Below are 22225 nucleotides of genomic sequence, written 5' to 3'. Positions count from 1 at the left end.
CCCTTCCGTCGTCACTTGGAGACGTTGACGGCCGGCGCGTCGTCGCCCAGGAGCTTGCCGTCCGAGGTCTCGAACTGCCGCTTGAAGGCCGTGATCGCGTCGGCGACCGACTGGAGCGTGTCGTCCGACATCTTGCCGCCCTCGGCGATGGAGGTGAGGAGCTCCTTGCGCTCGCGGCGCAGGTACTCCAGCAGCTCCGACTCGAAGCGGCGGATGTCGGCGACCGGGACGTCGTCCATCTTGCCGGTGGTGCCGGCCCAGACGGAGACGACCTGCTCCTCGACGGGCATCGGCTGGTACTGGCCCTGCTTCAGCAGCTCGACCATGCGCTTACCGCGCTCCAGCGAGGCCTTCGACGCGGCGTCCAGGTCGGAACCGAAGGCGGCGAACGCCTCCAGCTCGCGGTACTGGGCGAGGTCCACGCGCAGTCGGCCGGAAACCTGCTTCATCGCCTTGTGCTGCGCGGAACCACCGACTCGGGAGACGGAGATACCGACGTTCAGCGCGGGGCGCTGACCGGCGTTGAACAGGTCCGACTCCAGGAAGCACTGGCCGTCGGTGATGGAGATGACGTTGGTCGGGATGAACGCCGACACGTCGTTCGCCTTGGTCTCGACGATCGGCAGACCGGTCATCGAGCCGTTGCCCATGTCGTCGGACAGCTTCGCGCAGCGCTCCAGCAGACGGGAGTGCAGGTAGAAGACGTCACCCGGGTAGGCCTCGCGGCCCGGCGGGCGGCGCAGCAGCAGCGACACGGCGCGGTAGGCGTCGGCCTGCTTCGACAGGTCGTCGAAGATGATCAGGACGTGCTTGCCGGCGTACATCCAGTGCTGGCCGATGGCGGAACCGGTGTACGGCGCCAGGTACTTGAAGCCGGCCGGGTCGGACGCCGGGGCGGCGACGATCGTCGTGTACTCGAGCGCGCCGGCCTCTTCCAGGGCGCCGCGAACGGACGCGATGGTCGAGCCCTTCTGGCCGATGGCGACGTAGATGCAGCGGACCTGCTTGTTCACGTCGCCCGAGCGCCAGTTGTCGCGCTGGTTGATGATCGTGTCGACGGCCAGCGCGGTCTTGCCGGTCTGACGGTCGCCGATGATCAGCTGACGCTGGCCGCGGCCGATCGGCACCATCGCGTCGACGGCCTTGTAGCCGGTCTGCATCGGCTCGTGCACCGACTTACGGACCATGACGCCCGGGGCCTGCAGCTCGAGGGCGCGGCGGCCTTCGGTCGCGATCTCGCCGAGACCGTCGATCGGGTTGCCGAGCGGGTCGACGACGCGGCCGAGGTAGCCCTCGCCGACGCCTACGGAGAGGACCTCACCGGTGCGCTGCACCGGCTGGCCCTCCTCGATACCGCTGAACTCGCCGAGGACGATCGCACCGATCTCGCGCTCCTCGAGGTTGAGGGCGAGACCGAGGGTGCCGTCCTCGAACTTCAGCAGCTCGTTCGCCATGGCGGAGGGCAGGCCCTCCACCTTCGCGATGCCGTCGCCGGCAACGCTGACCGTACCGACCTCCTCGCGCGAGGCCGCGTCCGGCTGGTACGACTGGACGAAGTTCTCCAGTGCGTCCCGGATCTCCTCCGGCCGGATCGTGAGCTCCGCCATCTGGGTTCCCTGCTCTCCTTGTTGGGCCTGAAGCTTCTTAGGGGGTCTGGGGGCGACCCCCAGGAATCTTCTGCAAGTTCTGCACGGCCCAACCGGGCCGCTGTGATGCTTGTGTTGTTGGTGACGCTGCCGAGGCAGGTCAGCCGGCCAGTCGCCGGCTCGCCTCGTCGAGACGCTGGGCGATGGTGCCGTCGATGACCTCGTCGCCCACCCGCACCGTGATCCCGCCGAGGACCGTCGGGTCCACGTCCAGGTTCAGGTGCATCTGGCGGCCGTAGACCTTCGCCAGAGCGGCGCCGAGGCGCTGCTTCTGCACGTCGGTCAGCGGCACCGCCGAGGTGACCACGGCGACCATGCGGTCGCGGCGCTCCGCGGCGAGCTTGGAGAGGGACTCCAGTCCCGCTTCCAGGCTACGTCCACGCGGCTTGGTGACAAGCCGGGTCACGAGGCGCTCGGTGGCCGCGTTGGCCTTGCCGCCGAGCAGGCTGCCGAGCAGCTCGCCCTTGGCGGACGCCGTGGCGGCGCGGTGGGTGAGCGCGGAGCGCAGGTCGGCGTTGGAGGTGACGATCCGGCCGAACCGGAACAGCTCGTCCTCCACGTCGTCCAGCGCGCCGGCCTTCTGCGCGGCGGTGAGGTCGGCGGTGTTCGCCAGCTCCTCCAGCGCGTCCACCAGGTCGCGCGACTGCGACCAGCGGGAGCGGACCATGCCGCTCACCAGGTCGGCACTCTCGCCGCCGACCTGGCCGCCGAGCAGGCGCCCGGCCAGCTCGGCCTTGGCCTCGCCGGCCTGCGCCGGGTCGGTGAGGACCCGACGCAGCGACACCTCGCGGTCGAGCAGCGCGGTGACGGCCGCCAGCTCCCCGGCGAGCTTCGCCGCGTCGACGGACGTGTTGTCCATCAGCGCGTCGAGCTGCTCGCGCGCGGCAGCCAGTGCCTCGCGGCTCGCTCCGTTCATCGCGTGGCCTCGGCCTTCGAAGCGCTGTCCTCGAGACCCTCGAGGAAGCGGTCGATGGTACGGCTCTGCCGGGCGTGGTCCTCGAGGGACTCGCCGACGAGCTTGCCGGCCAGGTCGGTGGCGAGCTTGCCGACGTCCTGGCGGAGCGCGTGCGCGGCGGCCTTGCGGTCGGCCTCGATCTGAGCGTGACCGGCAGCGATGATCTCCTCACGCTGCCGCTGGCCTTCCGCCCTCATCTCCTGGATGAGCACGGTGCCCTGCTCGGTCGCCTCCTGGCGCAGGCGGGCGGCCTCGTGGCGGGCCTCGGCGAGCTGGGCCTTGTACTGCTCCAGCACGCTCTGAGCCTCGGTCTGCGCGGCCTCGGCCTTCTCGATACCGCCCTCGATGGCTTCGCGGCGCTCCTCCAGCGTCTTGTTGATACGCGGGAGCAGCTTCGTGGCGAAGACGAAGAAGACGATGGCGAAGGCGATGGCGCCGACGAGCAGCTCGGGGCCCGCGGGTACGAGCGGGTTCTGCTCTTCCTCGGCCGCCAGTGCAGCCAGGTTGGCGATCACATCAGTGCCTTTCGTCGATGTGTGTCAGTAATAGGTGCTTACTTACCGAACACGAACGGCATAACGATGCCGATGAGGGCGAGCGCCTCACAGAAGGCGAAGCCCAGGATCTGGTTGGCGCGGATCAGGCCGGCGGCCTCGGGCTGACGGGCCATGGCCTGGGTGCCGTTACCGAAGATGATGCCGACGCCGACGCCGGGGCCGATGGCCGCGAGGCCGTAGCCGATCGAGCCGAGCGAGCCGGTGACTTCGGAGGCAGCGAGGATCTGGGACATGCCAGTTCTTCCTTCTCTTTCATGGACCGGTGGGGGTTGGCCACCGGACGACTGGGGGTTTGCGGGGCGGGCCAGGACTCAGTGGTGCTCGGCCAGAGCGCCCTGGAGGTACGAGCAGGCCAGCAGCACGAAGACGTACGCCTGGACGGCCTGCACGAAAAGCTCGAAGAGGATCATGACGATGGTCATGACGAACGAGACACCGGCGGCCGGGATCATGTAGCTGTTCATCAGGTACCAGGAGGCGACCGTGAACATGACCAGCATCAGGTGACCGGCGAACATGTTCGCGAACAGTCGCACCGCGTGCGTGAACGGCCGGACGAACAGGTTCGAGAGGAACTCGATGACCATGACGAGCGGCAGCACGCCACCGAGCGACTTGTCGTAGCCGGTGATGTTCTTCAGGCCGCCGACGAAGCCGTGACGCTTGAACGTCACGCTCACCCAGAGGACCCACACAAGGCCGGCGAGCACCATCGGGAAGGCGATGACCGAGGACACCGGGAACTGTGCCAGCGGAATCACGGACCAGATGTTCATGATCCAGATGAAGAAGAACAGCGAGACCATGAGGGGGACGTACTTCTCGCCCTCCCGCTTTCCGAGCGTCTCGTACACGATGTTGCGGCGTACGAAGTCGTAGCCGGCCTCGCCGACCATCTGGAGCTTGCCCGGGACCACCTTGGCCTTGCCGAAGGCCGCCCAGAAGAAGCTGCTGACGAGCACCGTGGTGACGAGCGCGAGCAGCATCACCTTGTTGAACTCATAGCCGCCGACGGTGAAGAGCGGCTTGAAGAGGAAGGAGTGCAGGCCCGGAGCCGGAAAGCCACAGCCGTTGTCAGACAGGATGCGGCAGTTCCAGTCGAAGGCGAGCTGGGTCTGGTCAGCACTCACCGCGGGCTCCTTCAGCGTGGCGCATAGGTACGGCAACCTCGTTGTGTCGGCGCGGCGCGCAGCCGCGGTTCGGCACTGGACTGGTGTTACGGATGATGGGGCGGCGGTCGGGCATCAAGCCTCGCGTTCGAGCAGGCGTCAGCTCAGATGCCCGCGCCCGCAGTGCCGCAGTTGGCACCGGACGATAGCAGGGTCTCGAACTCGCATTTATTCCGCCCCTACCTTTCACGACGAAGACCCGGATTTCTGGGGCTTCTCAGCCTCCGAATCCGGCTCGACGTAAAGGATCTTGGCCTTCATGTGCGCACGTGCCTGCATGCCGATCCAGACGAGGGTCAGCGCGATGAGCGTGGCGGCGAATGCCTTGGGGTTGAACAGCGTCGTGTCCTTGAAGACCGCGACGAAGATGAAGAGCAACAGCAGCTGAGCGGTGTACAGCATCAGCCCCATGGCCTGGAACAGGTGGGGCAGGTTCTTTGCCGTGCGTTCCAGGATGAGCAGCCCGATACCCATGAAGCCGATGACCACTACCGTCGCGATGACGGCGCCGATGGCCCCCTTGCCGCCCGCGACCCCGGCGCTGACGGCGACGGCGATCGCGCCGGCGGCAGCGGTGGGTAGGGCGGTCCGAAGGAGGGTGCGGGCGTCGTTGGACGGCATGGCGGCAGCTCCGCTTACTGGTGGGGGCAGGGTGTCGTCATGGACGAGCGTAGGCCCCGGCCGAGGGGGTCCCTCGGGCCAATGGGCCGTCGCACTACGGTCCTTCGGCTCTGTTGCCGGGTCTCGTGAACCGTATCACAAACTATTTGATGAGGTCTTTACCAAGATGGTGTGCTGCCCGTCACACATGAGAGTGAACGCGCGCGCATGTGCAAGACGGGCGGCAACTTGTCTGCTATTGGGGCCCGATGCGGCAATTCGTCAGCGCGACGCGCCGGTCTTCCGCCGGTCGGGGAAGCGCGAACGGGGGCCGATGGCGGTCGCCCCGTTGACGCCGGAGACACCCGCGCCGACCGGTGTGCGCTCCTCCTCGTCCCCGTCCCACTCCTCGGTGCCCTCCGCGGCCGCGGCCGCCGCGGCGAGCCGGGTACGGCGCCGGTAGCGCGGCGGGACGAACGCCTCGGCCCAGCGCGGGGCGCGCGGGGTGAAGCGCGGGAGCAGCAGCAGGACCAGACCGACGGCGCTCAGGGCGACGATGAGGAAGACGATCCACATCGACGCCGAGTGCACCGAGTACGCCAGCGTCCCGAAGGCGATCAGCGCCGCCCAGAAGTACATGATCAGCACGGCCCGGCTGTGCGAGTGGCCGATCTCCAGGAGCCGGTGGTGCAGATGCCCGCGGTCGGCCGCGAACGGCGACTGGCCCTTCCAGGTGCGGCGCACGATCGCCAGCACCAGGTCGGCCACCGGGATCGCGATGATGGTCAGCGGCATCAGCAGCGGGATGAAGACCGGGAGCATCGCATGGGTCGCCTCGCGCTCACTGCCGCTGAGGCTGAGGTTCATCCGCAGCGCGTCCGGGTCGACCTGACCGGTGATGGAGATCGCGCCGGCGGCCAGCACGAGCCCGATCAGCATCGAGCCCGAATCGCCCATGAAGATCCGCGCGGGGTGCATGTTGTGCGGCAGGAAGCCCAGGCACATGCCCATCAGGATGGCCGCGAAGAGGGTGGCCGGGGCCGCGGCCTCGATGCCGTACCCGAACCAGATCCGGTACGCGTACATGAAGAACGCCGCGGCGGCGATGCAGACCATGCCCGCGGCGAGGCCGTCCAGGCCGTCCACGAAGTTCACCGCGTTGATGGTGATCACCACCAGGGCGACCGTGAGCAGCGTGCCCTGCCAGGAGGTGAGCGAGACCGCGCCGACGCCCGGGACGGGCAGCCACAGGATCGTCAGACCCTGGACGACCATCACACCGGCGGCGATCATCTGGCCGCCCAGCTTGATCAGGGCGTCGATCTCGAACTTGTCGTCCAGGACGCCGATGATCCAGATCAGGGCGGCGCCGGAGAGCAGTGCGCGCGGTTCGTTGGAGCGCTCGAAGACGCCGTTGAGGCTGTCGAGGTGGTCGGCGACGAGCAGGCCCGCGCACAGTCCGCCGAACATCGCGATGCCGCCGAGCCGCGGCGTCGGTTCGCGGTGCACGTCTCGGGCGCGGATCTCCGGCATCGCACCGGTCGCGATGGCGAACTTCCGCACCGGCCCGGTGAGCAGGTAGGTCACCGCGGCCGTGACGCAGAGCGTCAGCAGGTATTCACGCACGGGCTGCCCCAGAGGTATCGCTGGCCATCTCAGCCCCACACACTAGCTTTGCGACCACATGGTTGAGGACATGCGGGTGCACGAGATGGTTGCGGTCAACCCAATCTAATGCGGATACGGGGGAAATCTCCCCGCCAGTTCCCGCACTTCGGCGCGGACCTCGCCGCCGGTCCCGCGGTCCTCGCGCAGCGCCGCCGAGAACAGCACCGCGAGCCTCGCCATCTCCGCCTCGCCCATCCCCTGGGTGGTCACGGCGGCCGTACCGAGCCGGATGCCGCGCGCTTCGTCGTACGGCAGGGCACAGGTGTCCAGGACCAGCCCGGCGCCCGCCAGACGGCCCCTGGCGGCCCTTCCGTCGGCTCCCAGGGGGCCCGGGTCGGCCAGGATGATGTGGGTGTCGGTGCCGCCGGTGATGACGGCGAACCCCTCGGCTGCCAGCCCGGCCGCGAGCACGCGCGCGTTGGCGATCACCTGATGGGCGTACCCGGTGAACGCCGGTGTCGCCGCCTCCCCGAACGCGACCGCCTTGGCGGCGATGGTGTGCATCTGGGCGCCGCCCTGGGTGAACGGGAAGACCGCCCGGTCGATCCGGGCCGCCAGCTCCGCGCCGCACAGCAGCAGCCCGCCGCGGGGGCCGCGCAGCACCTTGTGGGTGGTCGCGCAGACCACGTCGGCGTACGGGACGGGGCTGGGCGCCGCTCCCCCGGCCACCAGGCCCATGGGGTGCGCCGCGTCCGCGATGAGGTAGGCGCCCACCGAGTCCGCGATCTCGCGGAACGCCTCGTAGTCGGGGTGGCGCGGGTAGCAGATCGAGCCGCAGACGATCGCCTTGGGGCGGCGGCGCTCGGCGAGGGCCGCGACCTCCTCGTAGTCGATGAGGCCGGTCTCCGCGTCGACGCCGTAGCCGACGAAGTCGAACCAGCGGCCGGAGAAGTTGGCGGGCGAACCGTGGGTGAGGTGTCCCCCGTACGGGAGGCCCATGGCGAGCACGGTGTCCCCCGGCCGCAGCAGCGCCGCGTAGGCCGCGAGCACGGCCGAGGAGCCGGAGTGCGGCTGTACGTTGGCGTGCTCGGCCCCGAAGAGCGCTCTGGCCCGGTCCACGGCGATCCGCTCGGCCACGTCCACGATCTCGCAGCCGCCGTGGTGGCGGGCGCCGGGGTAGCCCTCGGCGTACTTGTTGCTGAGCGGGGAGCCCAGCGCCGCGAGCACGGCGGGCGAGGTGAAGTTCTCGGCGGCGATGAGCTGGAGCGAGGTGGCCTGCCGCCGCGTCTCGCCGAGCAGCACGTCGGCGATCTCGGGATCCTGGCGCCGCAGGGCGTCGAGCGCCCCCTCGGGGGCGGCGGCGCGGGCAGCGGACACGGCTGCGGTGGTGACCGTCATCGGGGTCTCCGGGCCTGGCAGGAGGGTGGTGTGAGGCGTCAGATCCAATGTAGGCCGACGCGCCCCCCGGCGCCCGACGGATTCCCGTCAGCGGATTCGCGTCAGTGCGGCGCGCGCACACCCGTCAACGCCGTCACCACCGGCTCCAGGGCCGTGTTGATCTCGTCGCCGATCGAGCGGAAGAACGTGATCGGGGCGCCGTACGGGTCGTTCACCTCGTCCGCCTCCGCGCTCGGCGCCAGCAGCCAGCCGCGCAGGGCCGCGGCCGCGCGGACCAGGGCGCGGGCGCGTTCCACCATGCCGTCCTGGAGGGGGTCGGGCAGCGTCGCCGGGTCTATGGCGCGCACCAGCCGGGTGAACTCCTTCAGCGTGAAGGTGCGCAGACCCGCCGAGTGGCCCATGGAGATGACCTGGGCGCGGTGATCGCGGGTGGCCGTGAGGACCAGGTCCGCGGTGATGACGTGCTCGTCCAGGAGCTCGCGCCCCGTGAAGCCGGCGGCGTCCGCGCCGAAGTCCGCGAGGACGGCCGCCGCGTTGGCCTCCATCGGGGCGCCCTCGTGGCCCCAGGTGCCCGCGCTCTCCACGATCAGGCCGCCCGTGAAGGGGTCGCCGAGGCGATCGGTCAGGGCATGCCGGGTCAGCCGCTCGGTGATGGGCGAGCGGCACACGTTGCCGGTGCTGACGTGGAGGATGCGGAAGGTGGTGCCGGTGAGCCCGGTGCCTATGCCACGCCCCGTCTCAGGGGCTGTCAATTCGCCACCTCGAGGTCGGGTACCACCTTGCGCAGCTCGTCGGCGTCGAGCGCGCCCGCGCGCAGCAGCACCGGCACCTTCCCCGTGACGTCGACGATCGACGACGGGACGATGCCCGGGGTGGGGCCGCCGTCCAGGTACACCGAGACGGCGTCGCCCAGCATCTCCTGCGCGGCGTCGCAGTCCTCGGGCGAGGGGTGCCCGGTGAGGTTGGCGGAGGAGACGGCCATCGGGCCGACCTCGGTGAGCAGCTCGATGGCGACCGGGTGCAGCGGCATCCGGATGGCGACCGTGCCCCGGGTGTCGCCCAGGTCCCACTGGAGCGAGGGCTGGTGCTTGGCGACCAGCGTCAGGGCGCCCGGCCAGAACGCGTCGACGAGCTCCCACGCCTGCTCGGAGAAGTCCGTGACCAGGCCGTGCAGCGTGTTCGGGGACCCGATCAGGACGGGGGTGGGCATATTGCGGCCCCGGCCCTTGGCGTCCAGCAGGGCAGCGACGGCCTCGGAGCTGAACGCGTCGGCGCCGATGCCGTAGACGGTGTCCGTCGGGAGGACGACGAGCTCGCCGCGGCGCACTGCGGAGGCGGCCTCGCGCAGACCGGTCGTGCGGTCGGTCGCGTCGTTGCAGTCGTATCGCCGAGCCATTTAACGGGCCTCCTCGTACACGTACGCGGTCGTGAAGCGGTTGGGGGTCGGGACGGTCACGGCAGGGCCTTGCGGGCCGTGGCGAAGCGCGGACGGTTGTTCAGGTCGGGGTGGTCGGCGGCGTCCGCCCAGCCGGCCTCCTCGTTGAAGATCCACGGCACCTGGCCGCCCTGGGTGTCGGCGTGCTCGATGACGACGAGGCCGCCGGGCCGCAGCAGCCGGTGGGCGGTGCGCTCGATGCCCCGGATCGTGTCGAGGCCGTCCTCGCCGGAGAAGAGGGCGAGCTCGGGGTCGTGGTCCCGGGCCTCGGGGGCGACGTACTCCCACTCGGTGAGCGGGATGTACGGCGGGTTGGAGATGACCAGGTCGACCTGGCCGTCGAGCTCGGGCAGCGCGGTCAGGGCGTCGCCCTGGTGCAGCACGACGCGCGAGCCCTCGACGTTCTTGCGGGTCCAGTCCAGCGCGTCCTCGGACAGCTCCACGGCGTGCACCCGCGAGCGGGGCACCTCCTGGGCCATGGCGAGCGCGATCGCGCCGGAGCCGGTGCACAGGTCGACGATGAGCGGCTCGACCACGTCCATGGCGCGCACGGCGTCTATGGCCCAGCCGACGACCGACTCGGTCTCGGGGCGCGGCACGAAGACGCCGGGGCCGACCTGGAGCTCCAGATAGCGGAAGAACGCCCGCCCGGTGATGTGCTGGAGCGGTTCGCGCGCCTCACGACGGGCGATCGCCTCCCAGTAACGGGCGTCGAAGTCGGCGTCCTTGACCAGGTGCAGCTCTCCCCGCTTGACGCCGTGGATGTGCGCGGCGAGCTCCTCCGCGTCGAAGCGCGGCGAGGGCACGCCGGCGTCGGCCAGCCGCTGGGTGGCCTGGGCCACCTCCGCGAGCAGCACACTGCGGGGGCCTGGGGTTCGCCCCCCAGAATGTTGCGGCACGCTGGTCCTCCGGGCTGCAATGGGCCTCCCCCGCCCCGTCGTGCGGCGGGGGAAGTACCGGGTGTCTTACGGGTGTCAGCTCGCCGCGGCGAGCTTGGCGGCGGAGTCGGCGTCGACGCACGCCTGGATCATGGCGTCCAGGTCGCCGTCGAGCACCTGGTCCAAGTTGTACGCCTTGAAGCCGACCCGGTGGTCCGAGATGCGGTTCTCCGGGAAGTTGTACGTGCGGATCTTCTCGGAGCGGTCCACGGTACGCACCTGGCTGCGCCGGGCGTCGGCGGCCTCCTGCTCGGCCGCCTCCTGGGCCGCGGCGAGCAGCCGCGAGCGCAGGATGCGCATGGCCTGCTCCTTGTTCTGGAGCTGGCTCTTCTCGTTCTGGCAGGAGGCGACGACACCGGTCGGCAGGTGCGTGATGCGCACGGCCGAGTCGGTGGTGTTGACGGACTGGCCGCCGGGGCCCGACGAGCGGTACACGTCGATGCGCAGGTCGTTCATGTTGACCTCGACCTCGACCTCCTCGGCCTCGGGCGTGACGAGCACGCCGGCGGCGGAGGTGTGGATACGGCCCTGCGACTCGGTGGCGGGCACGCGCTGCACGCGGTGCACCCCGCCCTCGTACTTCATCCGCGCCCAGACGCCCTGGCCGGGCTCGGTGGCGCCGTTGCCGCCCTTGGTCTTCACGGAGACCTGGACGTCCTTGTAGCCGCCCAGCTCGGACTCGGTGGCGTCGATGATCTCGGTCTTCCAGCCGACGCGCTCGGCGTAGCGCAGATACATCCGCAGCAGGTCGCCGGCGAACAGGGCCGACTCGTCGCCGCCCGCGCCCGCCTTGATCTCCAGGAGGACGTCCTTGTCGTCGCTGGGGTCGCGCGGAACGAGGAGAAGGCGCAGCTTCTCCGTCAGCTCCTCGCGCTGCTTCTCCAGCTCCTTGACCTCGGCCGCGAAGTCGGGGTCGTCCGCCGCGAACTCCTTGGCCGTCTCGATGTCCTCGCCCGCCTGCTTCCAGGAGCGGTACGTCCCGACGATCGGCGTCAGCTCGGCGTAGCGCTTGTTGAGCTTGCGCGCGTTCGCCTGGTCGGCGTGGACCGAAGGGTCGGCGAGCTTGCTCTCCAGACCGGCGTGTTCGCCGATCAGTTCCTCGACCGCCTCGAACATCGGGTGCTCCTGGGTTTTCGTTAAGTGGCTGCTGCGGGAGACGGCAAAGCGCCGGTCCCAGCCGCCCCGCACGGGGGCGGCCGAAGACCGGCGCAGTGGCTCGCTACTTGGCGGCAGCAGCCTTGCCGAAGCGGGCCTCGAAGCGGGCCACACGGCCACCGGTGTCGAGGATCTTCTGCTTGCCCGTGTAGAACGGGTGGCACTCGGAGCAGACCTCGGCACGGATGGTGCCCTCGGCGAGGGTGCTACGGGTGGTGAACGACGCGCCACAGGTGCAGCTGACCTGCGTCTCGACGTACTCGGGGTGGATGTCGCGCTTCAAGGTGTCTCCTATGTTCATGGAGGGCGCCGGGTCGTCCGCGCGGGAATGCGCGCACGTGAACCGGGGCCGACGTACCAGTCTGCCAGGACTGGGCGTATCTCCCAAAACCGGGGTGGGCCCCGATCTATTCCACGCCCCGTCCCGTCCAGCGAAAGTGCAGGTCAGCCGGTTTTCACCACGGTACCCGCGTCACCCTTGTCGCCCGCGGAGTCCTTGGTCGCGGAGGCCGGGATCGGCTGGTCCTTCAGCAGGGCGTCCCAGACCTGCTGGGACTGGGCCTGCTGCGGCAGTACGCGGTTGGGGTCGGCCGGGTCGTACATCACCGGCAGGGTGACCATGTGGACGTCGTCCGCGCCCAGGCCCTTGAGCCCGTTGCCGAAGCCGATCAGCTTGTTGATCGAGTTCAGGTCGGAGTCGGTGGTGATGGCCTTGGTGGCGGCGTCGGCGAGCCCGTAGAGCTTGGTGGGGCTGGTGAAGACGCCCACGCCCTTGACCCGCTCGATCAGCGCCTTGATGAAGGCCTGCTGGAGCTGGATGCGGCCGAGGTCGGAGCCGTCGCCCACACCGTGCCGGGTGCGCACCAGGCCGAGCGCCTGCTCGCCGTTGAGGGTGTGCTTTCCGGGCGGCAGGTCCAGATGGCTCTTGGTGTCCTTGATCGGCTTCGCGGTGGTGACGGGCACCCCGCCGAGCTCGTCGATGAGCTTCTTGAAGCCGGTGAAGTCGACCTCGATGTAGTGGTCCATCCGGATGCCGGACATCTGCTCGACCGTCTTGACCGCACAGGCCGGGCCGCCGACCTCGTACGCGGTGTTGAACATCTGGCGCTTGCCGCCGGGGTCGGTCCCGCCGCCCGTGGTGGTGCAGGAGGGCCGGGTGACCAGGGTGTCGCGCGGGATGGAGACGACGCTGGCCGTCTTGTGGCCCTCGTAGACGTGGATGACCATCGCGGTGTCGGAGCGGGCGCCGCCGTCGTCCTTGCCGTACTCCTTGTTGGCGCCGGCCCGGGAGTCGGAGCCGAGGACGAGGATGTCCATGGATCCGTTGTCGACGTCCTGGGGGCGGTCGGTGCCGAGCTGGGCGTTGATGTCGACGCCCTTGATGTTGCCGTTCAGCTTGAAGTAGACGTATCCCAGACCCGCCCCGCCGGCCAGGACCACGCCCGCCGCGGACCAGGCCGCGATGGTCAGCGCTCGGCGGCGCGGGGTCGGGCGCCTGCGGCGCCTGCCACGGCCACCGCCGGATATTCGGTCGCTGCCGCTCTCGCTCTGCTCGGCCATGTTCTCCTCAGTCCTCGCTGCCGCTCCTGGTACCCCCCGCCGTGTCTGTCAGGCACGGTTTGTCGACACTTGTCAGACGGAGAAGCACCAAGAAGGGTTGCACAGGGTTCTAAGAAGCCCTTAAGAACGCCCGGGGCGTGTGGTGAAGCTCTCGGCGCCCCCGGATACGCGAAAACGCCCCCGGCACCGAGGTGCCGGGGGCGTTCGCGCAGGTCGCGGCGGCGACGTCAGTCGTTGCCGTTGCCCGGGGTGGTCTTCTGGATCTGGAGCAGGAACTCGGCGTTCGACTTCGTCTGCTTCATCTTGTCCAGGAGCAGCTCGATCGCCTGCTGCTGGTCGAGCGCGTGCAGCACGCGGCGCAGCTTCCAGGTGACGGCGAGCTCGTCGCTGCCGAGCAGGATCTCTTCCTTACGGGTGCCGGACGCGTCCACGTCCACCGCCGGGAAGATGCGCTTGTCGGCGAGCTTGCGGTCGAGCTTGAGCTCCATGTTGCCGGTGCCCTTGAACTCCTCGAAGATCACCTCGTCCATGCGCGAGCCCGTCTCGACCAGCGCGGTGGCCAGGATGGTCAGCGAGCCGCCGTCCTCGATGTTGCGCGCGGCACCGAAGAAGCGCTTCGGCGGGTACAGCGCGGTCGAGTCGACACCACCGGACAGGATGCGGCCGGAGGCCGGTGCCGCCAGGTTGTACGCACGGCCCAGACGGGTGATCGAGTCGAGCAGCACGACCACGTCGTGGCCCAGCTCCACCAGACGCTTGGCGCGCTCGATGGCGAGCTCGGCGACCGTGGTGTGGTCCTCGGCCGGGCGGTCGAAGGTCGAGGAGATGACCTCGCCCTTCACCGACCGCTGCATGTCGGTGACCTCTTCCGGACGCTCGTCGACCAGGACGACCATCAGGTGGCACTCGGGGTTGTTGGTGGTGATCGCGTTGGCGATCGCCTGCATGATCATGGTCTTGCCGGTCTTCGGCGGGGCCACGATCAGGCCTCGCTGGCCCTTGCCGATCGGCGACACGAGGTCGATGATCCGCGTGGTCAGCACACCCGCGTCGGTCTCCAGACGGAGCCGGTCCTGCGGGTAGAGCGGGGTCAGCTTGTTGAACTCGGGACGGCCACGGCCGGAGTCGGCCGCCATACCGTTCGCGGAGTCCAGCCGGACGAGCGCGTTGAACTTCTCGCGGCGCTCGCCTTCCTTCGGCTGGCGGACCGCGCCGGTGACGTGGTCACCCTTGCGCAGACCGTTCTTGCGGACCTGGGCGAGCGAGACGTACACGTCGTTCGGGCCCGGCAGGTAGCCGGAGGTCCGGATGAACGCGTAGTTGTCGAGGATGTCCAGGATGCCCGCGACGGGGATCAGCACATCGTCGTCGTTGACCTGCGGCTCGACGCCGAACTCGTCCCGGCCACCGCGGCGGCCGCGGCGGTCCCGGTAACGGCCACGGCGGCCGCGGCGGCCCTCGTCGTCGTAACTGTCGTCCTGGGGACCGTTGTTCTGCTGGCCCTGACCGCCCTGGCCGCCGCCCTGGCGCTGCTGGCGCTGGCCGCCCTGGCCCTGCTGGTCGTCGCCCTTGCCGCGGCGCTCCCCCCGCTCGCCGCGGTCGCGGTCGCCCCGCTCACCCCGGTCGCGCTCGCCGCGCTGGCGGCCCTGGCGGTCGCCCCGCTCGCCGCGCTCACCGCGGTCGCGGCGCTCGCGCCGGCCCTCGGCGCCGTCGACGGCGTCGGTCGCCTTGGCGTCCGGCTGGACGTCGGTCTTCTGCTCGGCCCGGGCGTCCGTCTTGGCCTCGGCCTTGGCGGTCTGCGGCTCGGCGGCGGCGGTCGCGGACTCCGGGGAGCCGGCGGCCGCGGTGGCGCGCCGACGGCGGCGCTCGCCCGCGGGCTGGTCGTCTCCCCCGAGCTCTCGGCCTCGCTCGGCCTGGGGGGCGCCCCCGGCCGGCTGGCCCGGGATCTCGATCTGCTGCTGGGCGGCAGCCTTCTCGGCGGCCTCGTCACCCGTACGGGCCTTGGAGGTGGCGCGGCGCTTGGGCTTGGTCTCGGCCGCGTCGGCGCCCTTGGCCGGGGCGGCGGAGCCGGAACCGGCCTGCGCCTCCTTGATGACCTCGATCAGCTGGCTCTTGCGCATCCGCGCGGTGCCCCTGATGCCGAGGCCGGACGCGACCTGCTGCAGCTCGGCCAGGACCATGCCGTCGAGGCCGGTGCCGGAGCGGCGGCGCCGTGAGGTGGTGCCAGAGGCAGCACCTGCGGCGGGCGCGGCGTCGCCGACAGAAGTGTCGGCAGTCACGCCCATCAGATCGGTGGTGTCGCTCACGAAGGGTCCTTCCCTGGAGCGGACGTCGGCCTGTCTGGCTCGGCGACCGGTTGTGCTGTCCGAACATGGCCTGTGACCTGGGGTCACTGACCGTGCCGGGGCGGTGGTCCGCCGCGTACGGCGGAGAGATAAACGTGCGTGGGGTCCGGCCCGAGTTCCCCTACTCGGCCCCCTGAGGAAAAGCGGGGGGTGTCGTGCCGGTTCCGGAGCGTGCTCGGAAACTGCTCAGGCAGGCTGCGCTGGCGGTTTGGGAGGCTCCCGGAAGAAAGGCGGTCCCTGAAGGGGACACGAAGCACCGCGCCACAATGACGACCGATGCAGACTTGAGGTTAACACTACCGGATCCAACAAACATTCCCCCTCTCATCACCGGCAAGCCGCGCGTCCCGCCCTGACGCCCCTATGACCCCATGGCCTAGGACCCCAGGGGCAGGACACTCGCGCCCGAGGCGTCGAGGCGGAGCCGGTTCGCGGCCCACCCGTCGCCCGCCAGCCGTGCGACCTTGTCGGCCGCACCGTCCTCGACCAGCGCCAGGACCGTGGGCCCCGCGCCGGAGATGACCGCGGGGACGCCGTCCGCCCGCAGCCGGTTGACCAGCGCCACGCTCTCGGGCATCGCGGGTGCCCGGTATTCCTGGTGGAGCCGGTCCTCGGTGGCCGGGAGCAGCAGCTCGGGGCGCCTGGTCAGCGCCTCCACGAGCAGGGCCGCACGCCCGGCGTTGGCGGCCGCGTCCCCGTGCGGGACGGTACGCGGCAGCAGCCCCCTCGCGGTCTCCGTCAGCACCGGCTTGCCGGGCACGAAGACCACCGGAACGACGGAATCCGCAGGGTCCATCCTGATGGCCCGCGCAGCTCCCCCCTCCATCCAGGAGAGCGTGAACCCGCCGAGCAGACAGGCCGCGACGTTGTCGGGGTGGCCCTCGATCTCGGTGGCCAGCTCCAGCAGCGCGGCGTCGTCGAGCCTGGCGTCGCCGCCTATGGTCACCGCGCGCGCGGCGACGATGCCGGCGCAGATGGCGGCCGACGAGGAGCCCAGGCCCCGGCCGTGCGGGATGCGGTTGGCGCAGACGACCTCCAGGCCGCGCGGCTGCCCGCCGAGCAGGTCGAAGGCGGTGCGCAGCGACCGTACGAGGAGGTGGCTCTCGTCGCGGGGCAGCGTCTCGGCGCCCTCGCCCGCGATGTCGATGTGCAGGCCGGAGTCGGCGACGCGGACCACCACGTCGTCGTAGAGCCCCAGTGACAGGCCCAGGGAGTCGAAGCCCGGGCCGAGGTTGGCACTGGTGGCGGGGACGCGCACCCGTACGGCGGCGGCGCGGAATGCGGGACCGGCCATCGCTCTGATGACTCTCCTTGTGAGACTGCTGCGAGATTTTCGAAGAGGTACCCAAGAACCCGACGGCCACGTGGGCAACTGCACCGCGGCATATGCGGCGGGGCGGGTTGGGTACAGCCTATCGAAGGAAGGTTGAGTGGCGACATAGGGCGCACAGGAGGCGCACGATGCGTGTCGCGAGCCCCCTGCGCCCCTACGTGCCGAGTTACTCGGGGTTGTACGGGTTTTGACTTCCGGGTGTCGGCTACGCCAGACCGAGGCGCTCGGCCGCGACCGCCGCGTCCACCGGCACCGTAACGGGCTGCGGAGCGCCCGCGACGGCCCAGTCCGGGTCCTTGAGGCCGTTGCCGGTGACCGTACACACGATCTTCTGGCCGGGGTCCACCAGGCCCTGCTCGGCGGCCTTGAGCAGACCGGCGACCGAGGCGGCGGAGGCGGGCTCCACGAAGACGCCCTCCTGGGCGGCGAGGAGCCGGTAGGCCCGCAGGATCTCACGGTCCGTCACCTCGTCGATGAGACCGCCCGATTCATCGCGCGCGGCCTCCGCGAACTGCCACGACGCGGGGTTGCCGATGCGAATCGCGGTGGCGATCGTCGACGGGTCCTTGACCACCTCGCCGCGCACGATCGGCGCCGAACCGGAGGCCTGGAAGCCCCACATACGGGGCGTGCGGGTGGACACCTCGTCCGCCGCGTACTCCCGGTACCCCCGCCAGTACGCCGTGATGTTGCCGGCGTTGCCGACGGGAAGGACGTGAATGTCGGGCGCGTCGCCGAGCATGTCCACGATCTCGAACGCGGCGGTCTTCTGGCCCTCGATACGGACCGGGTTGACCGAATTGACCAGCGCCACCGGGTAGTTGTCGGAGAGGCCGCGCGCCAGCGTCAGACAGTCGTCGAAGTTGCCGTCCACCTGGAGGATCCTCGCCCCGTGGACCAGCGCCTGGCCCATCTTGCCGAGCGCGATCTTCCCCTGCGGCACCAGGACGGCGCACACCATTCCGGCCCGTACCGCGTAGGCGGCGGCGGAGGCGGAGGTGTTGCCGGTGGAGGCGCAGATGACCGCCTTCGCGCCCTCCTCCTTCGCCCGGGTGATCGCCATCGTCATCCCGCGGTCCTTGAAGGACCCGGTCGGGTTGGCGCCCTCGACCTTGAGGTGGACCTCGCAGCCGGTGCGCTCGGAGAGCACCTGCGCGGGCACGAGCGGCGTACCGCCCTCGCGCAGGGTGACGACCGGGGTCGTAGCGGAGACGGGGAGCCGGTCCCGGTACTCCTCGATGATTCCGCGCCACTGGTGGGTCATTGCTCGTTACTCCCCTTCAACACGCATGATGCTGGCGACACCCCGCACGGTGTCGAGCCCCCGCAGGACGTCCACGGTCCCGGTGAGGGCCGCGTCGGCGGCGCGGTGGGTGACGACGACGAGGGAGGCCTCACCGTCCTTGCCCTGCTGACGCACGGTGTCGATGCTGACCCCGTGCTCGGCGAAGACCGTGGCCACCTGGGCGAGCACACCCGGCTTGTCGGCCACGTCGAGGCTGATGTGATAGCGCGTCACCACGTCGCCCATGGGGCTCACGGGCAGCTGGGTGTACGCGGACTCACCGGGGCCGGTGGACTCGGCGAGCTTGTTGCGGCAGACCGCGACCAGGTCGCCGAGAACGGCGGAGGCGGTCGGCGCGCCGCCCGCGCCGGGCCCGTAGAACATCAGCTGTCCGGCGGCCTCGGCCTCGACGAAGACGGCGTTGTACGCGCCGCGCACCGAGGCCAGCGGGTGGTCGAGCGGAATCATCGCCGGGTGCACGCGCGCGGTGACGGACCCGCCGTCGGCGGCGCGCTCACAGATGGCGAGCAGTTTGATGGTGCAGCCCATCTCCTTCGCCGAGGCGAAGTCGGCGGCGGTGACCTCGGTCATGCCCTCGCGGTACACGTCGTCGAGGCGTACGCGGGTGTGGAAGGCGATCCCGGCGAGGATGGCGGCCTTCGCGGCGGCGTCGAAGCCCTCGACGTCGGCGGTGGGGTCGGCCTCGGCGTACCCGAGCGCGGTGGCCTCGTCGAGGGCCTCCTGGTACCCGGCCCCGGTCGAGTCCATCTTGTCGAGGATGAAGTTGGTCGTGCCGTTGACGATGCCGAGCACCCGGTTGACCTTGTCCCCGGCGAGGGACTCGCGCAGCGGCCGGATCAGCGGGATGGCGCCGGCGACGGCCGCCTCGTAGTACAGGTCCCGCCCGTGCTCGACGGCGGCGGCGTGCAGCGCCGCGCCGTCCTGGGCGAGCAGCGCCTTGTTGGCGGAGACGACGGAGGCGCCGTGCTCGAAGGCGGTGGTGATGAGCGTACGAGCGGGCTCGATGCCCCCGATGACCTCGACGATGACGTCGATGTCGCCGCGTTTGACGAGGGCGGTGGCGTCGGTGGTGATGAGCGCGGGGTCGATGCCCTCGCGCACCTTCGAGGGCCGGCGCACGGCGACACCGGCGAGCTCGACGGGCGCGCCGATGCGCGCCGTGAGGTCGTCGGCGTGCGTCGTCATGATGCGCGCCACCTCTGAGCCGACCACTCCACAGCCCAGCAGCGCCACCTTCAGCGGACGCGTACGCATCATCCGACCTCGTTTCCTTCTACCAGCTTGAATGCGAACCAGTCTCACTCACCGGACGGAGGTTTCTGCCCTCCGTCCGGATCCTGAGACACATATTCCACTATTTATTCATCGTTCTATTCATTTATTCATCATCCGACGTCGAGCCGCAGGAGATCTTCCTCGGTCTCGCGCCGGACGATGACGCGCGCCTCGCCGTCGCGGACCGCCACGACGGGCGGGCGCAGGGCGTGGTTGTAGTTGCTGGCCATGGAGCGGCAGTACGCCCCGGTGGCGGGCACCGCGATGAGGTCGCCGGGCGCCAGGTCGGCGGGCAGGAACGCGTCCCGTACGACGATGTCGCCGCTCTCGCAGTGCTTGCCCACGACCCGTACCAGCATCGGCTCCGCGTCCGAGGTGCGCGAGACGAGCGCGACGGAGTACTCGGCGTCGTACAGGGCCGTCCGGATGTTGTCGGACATGCCCCCGTCGACGCTCACATACGTCCGCAGCCCCTCCAGCGGCTTGATGGTCCCGACCTCGTACAGCGTGAACGCGCTGGGCCCGACGATCGCGCGCCCCGGCTCGACGGAGATGCGCGGCGTACGCAGCCCGGCGGCCTCGCACTCACGGGTGACGATCTCGTTGAGCGCCTTGGCGATCTCGTGCGGCTCGCGGGGGTCGTCGTCGGAGGTGTACGCGATGCCGAGCCCGCCGCCGAGGTCGATCTCGGGCAGCTCGACCCCGTGCTCGTCGCGCACGTCGGCGAGCAGCTGCACCACCCGCCGGGCGGAGACCTCGAACCCCGCCATGTCGAAGATCTGGGACCCGATGTGGGAGTGAATCCCGATGAGCTCAAGACCATCCAGCTTGAGCGCCCGCCGGACGGCCTCGGCGGCCTGTCCCCCGGCGAGGGCGATACCGAACTTCTGGTCCTCGTGGGCGGTGGCGATGAACTCATGGGTGTGCGCCTCGACGCCGACGGTCACCCGGATCTGGACACGCTGGCGCTTGCCGAGGCTCTGGGCGATGTGGGCGACGCGAACGATCTCCTGGAAGGAGTCCAGAACAATCCGCCCGACACCGACCTCGACAGCTCGCCGGATCTCTTCCTCGGACTTGTTGTTGCCATGGAAGGCGATGCGCTCGGCGGGCATTCCGGCCGAGAGGGCGGTGGCGAGCTCGATGCCGGAGCAGACGTCGAGGTTGAGCCCTTCTTCGTGCAGCCACCGCACGACAGCACGGGAGAGGAAGGCCTTCCCGGCGTAGAACACATCGGCGTCCTTGCCGAAGGCCTCGGCCCAGGCGCGGCAGCGGGCGCGGAAGTCGCTCTCGTCGAGGAAGTACGCGGGGGTCCCGAACTCCTCGGCCAGCGCGGCGACATCGAGCCCGCCGACGTGGGCGACACCGTCGGCGTTGCGCCCGACGGTCTGCGACCAGACCTTCGGATCAAGGACGTTGAGATCGGCGGGCGGCGCCGAGTAATGCCCTTCGGGAAGGACATCGGCGTGACGGGGCCCGGCGGGATGTGCGGAACGGCTCATGCTGTCACTCTCACAACTCTTACGACTCTCACGAGTTCACAGGAATTCAGGGGTGTCGATACCGAACAGGGACAGGCCACCGGCCAGCACCGCCCCGGCGGCTTCGGCGAGCGCGAGCCGGGCACGGTGGGCGGCCGAGGGTTTCTCGTCCCCGAGCGGCAGCACACGGTGCTGGAAGTCGAGCAGGGCGTCGGCAATCCCTTCGAGCTGCCGGGCGACCCGGTCGGGGGCACGGAGCTCGGCGGCGCGGAGGAGGGTGCTGGGGTGGTCGGCGAGGAGGGCCCCAGACCTCATCCACTCCCACGACTTCCCTCCCACCACTCCCCTCCCGCCCACTGTCATCCGCTCTCATCCGCGGGAGGTGCCGGCCGCGCGGCCGGCTCGGCCGGGCTGCCTGTTGCCGTCGGGAGACGGCGGAGCCTCCCGGTGCATCAGCTGCCGTACGACCTTGACCAGCTCGGCCGGCTCGAAGGGCTTGGCCAGGAACGCGTCCACACCGGCCGCGAGCCCGTTCTCGACCTCGTACTGCGTACAGGCACTGATGATCGCGAGCGGCAGATGCCGCGTACGCGCGTCGGCCCGCAGCCGCGCGGCCGTACGCAGCCCGTCGAGCCGAGGCATCACGACGTCCAGAGTGATGACATCCGGACAGACCCGGTGCACCACTTCCAGACACTCGGCACCATCGGCCGCGGTCACGACCTCGAAGCCCTCTAGCTCAAGGTTGACCCTGATCAGCTGTCGGATGACCTTGTTGTCGTCGACAACAAGCACCCGGCCGGACACGCCTGACACATCTCGAGGTTAGGTCCGCGAACGTCGCCGCGTCCGGGTTTTCCCCACTTCCGCCCCCTGCGGGGGACCCGACCCCCGCCGACCACGGGAAATACCTGTTCACAGCCACCCCATGGGAGCTGGTAGGGTTCTACCCGTCGCCGCCAAGCGCGACGAACGCCCCCGTAGCTCAGGGGATAGAGCAACGGCCTCCGGAGCCGTGTGCGCAGGTTCGAATCCTGCCGGGGGCACTCGCCAGTCAGCCAGCAAGAACCATGCTCTGACCAGTGCGAATGCCGACTTGAGAGAGCGGGAGTCAGTCTCACTGACTCCCGCTCTTTCTCGTTGTCTCTCACCGCTCGCGCACTATCTGCGATACACGCGACACAGTGACGTATGGACGTCACGCGGCGGCGGAAGGATAGGGCTATGCCCCAGCCGAAGAGCTTCACTGTGTGGTTGAAAACTCACACCGATCAAGACAATGCCATTGGTGATCTCGCCCGGGACATCTCGCGCGATCCCGACTGGCCCTCACGCAAGAGCCTGCCAGGCCAGCGCACTTACCTTGAAGAGCGCGGCGCCATTCCGACCGCCATAGAGACACTCGAACGTGCCTGGACTCAGTACGAACAGTACAAAGCCGCTCAACATGAATGACGGTGCCCC

The 22225-nt window shown here is 69.9% G+C and carries 21 protein-coding genes, 1 tRNA gene and 1 pseudogene; 2 read left to right on the top strand and 21 right to left on the bottom strand.

Annotation, left to right across the window (positions count from 1 at the left end; all coding sequences use genetic code 11):
• Positions 1–11: 11 nt before the first annotated feature.
• The 21 genes and pseudogenes from atpA to A8W25_RS22080 form a co-directional block, all read right to left on the bottom strand.
• Positions 12–1607, bottom strand: coding sequence for a F0F1 ATP synthase subunit alpha (atpA, locus tag A8W25_RS22180; RefSeq protein ID WP_067163951.1), 1596 nt, complete (start codon positions 1605–1607; stop codon positions 12–14).
• A gap of 139 nt (positions 1608–1746) precedes the next feature.
• The gene (locus tag A8W25_RS22175; protein WP_067163949.1) at positions 1747–2562 is read right to left on the bottom strand and encodes a F0F1 ATP synthase subunit delta; all 816 of its coding nucleotides are present in this window, start codon (positions 2560–2562) and stop codon (positions 1747–1749) included.
• Positions 2559–3116, bottom strand: a complete 558-nt coding sequence (locus A8W25_RS22170; protein ID WP_067163947.1) for a F0F1 ATP synthase subunit B — start codon at positions 3114–3116, stop codon at positions 2559–2561. The genes A8W25_RS22175 and A8W25_RS22170 overlap by 4 nt, the downstream gene beginning before the upstream one ends.
• Positions 3117–3154: 38 nt before the next feature.
• Positions 3155–3391 carry an ATP synthase F0 subunit C gene (atpE, locus tag A8W25_RS22165; RefSeq protein ID WP_067163944.1) on the bottom strand — a complete coding sequence of 79 codons (237 nt, stop codon included), beginning with the start codon at positions 3389–3391 and terminating at the stop codon, positions 3155–3157.
• Between the two features lie 78 nt (positions 3392–3469).
• Positions 3470–4240 carry a F0F1 ATP synthase subunit A gene (gene atpB / locus A8W25_RS22160; protein ID WP_067164360.1) on the bottom strand — a complete coding sequence of 257 codons (771 nt, stop codon included), beginning with the start codon at positions 4238–4240 and terminating at the stop codon, positions 3470–3472.
• 273 nt (positions 4241–4513) lie between these two features.
• Positions 4514–4948, bottom strand: coding sequence for a hypothetical protein (locus A8W25_RS22155; protein ID WP_067163942.1), 435 nt, complete (start codon positions 4946–4948; stop codon positions 4514–4516).
• Between the two features lie 261 nt (positions 4949–5209).
• Entirely contained in the window at positions 5210–6565 is a 1356-nt protein-coding gene (locus A8W25_RS22150; RefSeq protein WP_199831806.1) for an MraY family glycosyltransferase, read from the bottom strand.
• 93 nt (positions 6566–6658) lie between these two features.
• Entirely contained in the window at positions 6659–7933 is a 1275-nt protein-coding gene (gene glyA, locus A8W25_RS22145; RefSeq protein ID WP_067163938.1) for a serine hydroxymethyltransferase, read from the bottom strand.
• Between the two features lie 101 nt (positions 7934–8034).
• Positions 8035–8685, bottom strand: a complete 651-nt coding sequence (locus tag A8W25_RS22140; protein ID WP_067163937.1) for a protein-tyrosine-phosphatase — start codon at positions 8683–8685, stop codon at positions 8035–8037.
• Positions 8682–9329 carry an L-threonylcarbamoyladenylate synthase gene (locus A8W25_RS22135; protein ID WP_067163935.1) on the bottom strand — a complete coding sequence of 216 codons (648 nt, stop codon included), beginning with the start codon at positions 9327–9329 and terminating at the stop codon, positions 8682–8684. The genes A8W25_RS22140 and A8W25_RS22135 overlap by 4 nt, the downstream gene beginning before the upstream one ends.
• A 56-nt stretch (positions 9330–9385) precedes the next feature.
• A complete protein-coding gene (prmC, locus tag A8W25_RS22130) occupies positions 9386–10267 on the bottom strand; it encodes a peptide chain release factor N(5)-glutamine methyltransferase (protein WP_079126247.1) in 882 nt (293 codons plus the stop codon).
• A gap of 75 nt (positions 10268–10342) precedes the next feature.
• The gene (gene prfA, locus A8W25_RS22125; RefSeq protein ID WP_067163933.1) at positions 10343–11422 is read right to left on the bottom strand and encodes a peptide chain release factor 1; all 1080 of its coding nucleotides are present in this window, start codon (positions 11420–11422) and stop codon (positions 10343–10345) included.
• A gap of 103 nt (positions 11423–11525) precedes the next feature.
• Positions 11526–11744, bottom strand: coding sequence for a 50S ribosomal protein L31 (gene rpmE / locus A8W25_RS22120; protein ID WP_067163931.1), 219 nt, complete (start codon positions 11742–11744; stop codon positions 11526–11528).
• Positions 11745–11905: 161 nt separating this feature from the next.
• Complete coding sequence (locus A8W25_RS22115; protein ID WP_067163929.1) at positions 11906–13021, bottom strand: LCP family protein; 1116 nt, start codon at positions 13019–13021, stop codon at positions 11906–11908.
• A gap of 227 nt (positions 13022–13248) precedes the next feature.
• Positions 13249–15327 (bottom strand): transcription termination factor Rho, encoded by a 2079-nt coding sequence (rho, locus tag A8W25_RS22110; protein WP_067163927.1) that lies wholly within the window; start codon positions 15325–15327, stop codon positions 13249–13251.
• 415 nt (positions 15328–15742) lie between these two features.
• A complete protein-coding gene (gene thrB / locus A8W25_RS22105) occupies positions 15743–16660 on the bottom strand; it encodes a homoserine kinase (RefSeq protein ID WP_067163925.1) in 918 nt (305 codons plus the stop codon).
• A 244-nt stretch (positions 16661–16904) separates the two neighbouring features.
• On the bottom strand, positions 16905–17963 hold the full coding sequence (thrC, locus tag A8W25_RS22100) for a threonine synthase (RefSeq protein ID WP_067163923.1): 1059 nt from the start codon (positions 17961–17963) through the stop codon (positions 16905–16907).
• Between the two features lie 6 nt (positions 17964–17969).
• Positions 17970–19259, bottom strand: coding sequence for a homoserine dehydrogenase (locus tag A8W25_RS22095; protein ID WP_067164356.1), 1290 nt, complete (start codon positions 19257–19259; stop codon positions 17970–17972).
• A gap of 131 nt (positions 19260–19390) precedes the next feature.
• Positions 19391–20782: a diaminopimelate decarboxylase gene (gene lysA / locus A8W25_RS22090; protein ID WP_067163922.1), complete on the bottom strand. Its 1392-nt coding sequence runs from the start codon at positions 20780–20782 to the stop codon at positions 19391–19393.
• Between the two features lie 36 nt (positions 20783–20818).
• Positions 20819–21061: pseudogene (locus A8W25_RS22085) on the bottom strand (DALR anticodon-binding domain-containing protein); the annotation flags it as partial.
• A gap of 69 nt (positions 21062–21130) precedes the next feature.
• Entirely contained in the window at positions 21131–21577 is a 447-nt protein-coding gene (locus A8W25_RS22080; RefSeq protein WP_199831790.1) for a response regulator, read from the bottom strand.
• A gap of 158 nt (positions 21578–21735) precedes the next feature.
• On the opposite strand from A8W25_RS22080, the gene A8W25_RS22075 reads away from it, so the two are divergent.
• A tRNA-Arg gene (locus tag A8W25_RS22075) sits at positions 21736–21807 on the top strand.
• A 178-nt stretch (positions 21808–21985) separates the two neighbouring features.
• Positions 21986–22216 carry a YozE family protein gene (locus A8W25_RS32770; protein WP_079126246.1) on the top strand — a complete coding sequence of 77 codons (231 nt, stop codon included), beginning with the start codon at positions 21986–21988 and terminating at the stop codon, positions 22214–22216.
• The last annotated feature ends 9 nt before the right edge of the window (positions 22217–22225 follow it).

The organism is Streptomyces sp. ERV7 (genome assembly GCF_001653515.1).
Taxonomy (GTDB): domain Bacteria; phylum Actinomycetota; class Actinomycetes; order Streptomycetales; family Streptomycetaceae; genus Streptomyces.
This window is presented reverse-complemented; position numbering and strand designations above follow the sequence as displayed.

Coding starts and splice junctions, on each gene's coding strand:
- A8W25_RS32770 (WP_079126246.1), top strand. CDS start 21,986: ATGCCCCAGCCGAAGAGCTTCACTGTGTGGTTGAAAACTCACACCGAT.
- A8W25_RS22175 (WP_067163949.1), bottom strand. CDS start 2,562: ATGAACGGAGCGAGCCGCGAGGCACTGGCTGCCGCGCGCGAGCAGCTC.
- thrB (WP_067163925.1), bottom strand. CDS start 16,660: ATGGCCGGTCCCGCATTCCGCGCCGCCGCCGTACGGGTGCGCGTCCCC.
- A8W25_RS22115 (WP_067163929.1), bottom strand. CDS start 13,021: ATGGCCGAGCAGAGCGAGAGCGGCAGCGACCGAATATCCGGCGGTGGC.
- prfA (WP_067163933.1), bottom strand. CDS start 11,422: ATGTTCGAGGCGGTCGAGGAACTGATCGGCGAACACGCCGGTCTGGAG.
- A8W25_RS22095 (WP_067164356.1), bottom strand. CDS start 19,259: ATGCGTACGCGTCCGCTGAAGGTGGCGCTGCTGGGCTGTGGAGTGGTC.
- lysA (WP_067163922.1), bottom strand. CDS start 20,782: ATGAGCCGTTCCGCACATCCCGCCGGGCCCCGTCACGCCGATGTCCTT.
- atpA (WP_067163951.1), bottom strand. CDS start 1,607: ATGGCGGAGCTCACGATCCGGCCGGAGGAGATCCGGGACGCACTGGAG.
- thrC (WP_067163923.1), bottom strand. CDS start 17,963: ATGACCCACCAGTGGCGCGGAATCATCGAGGAGTACCGGGACCGGCTC.
- A8W25_RS22135 (WP_067163935.1), bottom strand. CDS start 9,329: ATGGCTCGGCGATACGACTGCAACGACGCGACCGACCGCACGACCGGT.
- atpE (WP_067163944.1), bottom strand. CDS start 3,391: ATGTCCCAGATCCTCGCTGCCTCCGAAGTCACCGGCTCGCTCGGCTCG.
- A8W25_RS22155 (WP_067163942.1), bottom strand. CDS start 4,948: ATGCCGTCCAACGACGCCCGCACCCTCCTTCGGACCGCCCTACCCACC.
- glyA (WP_067163938.1), bottom strand. CDS start 7,933: ATGACGGTCACCACCGCAGCCGTGTCCGCTGCCCGCGCCGCCGCCCCC.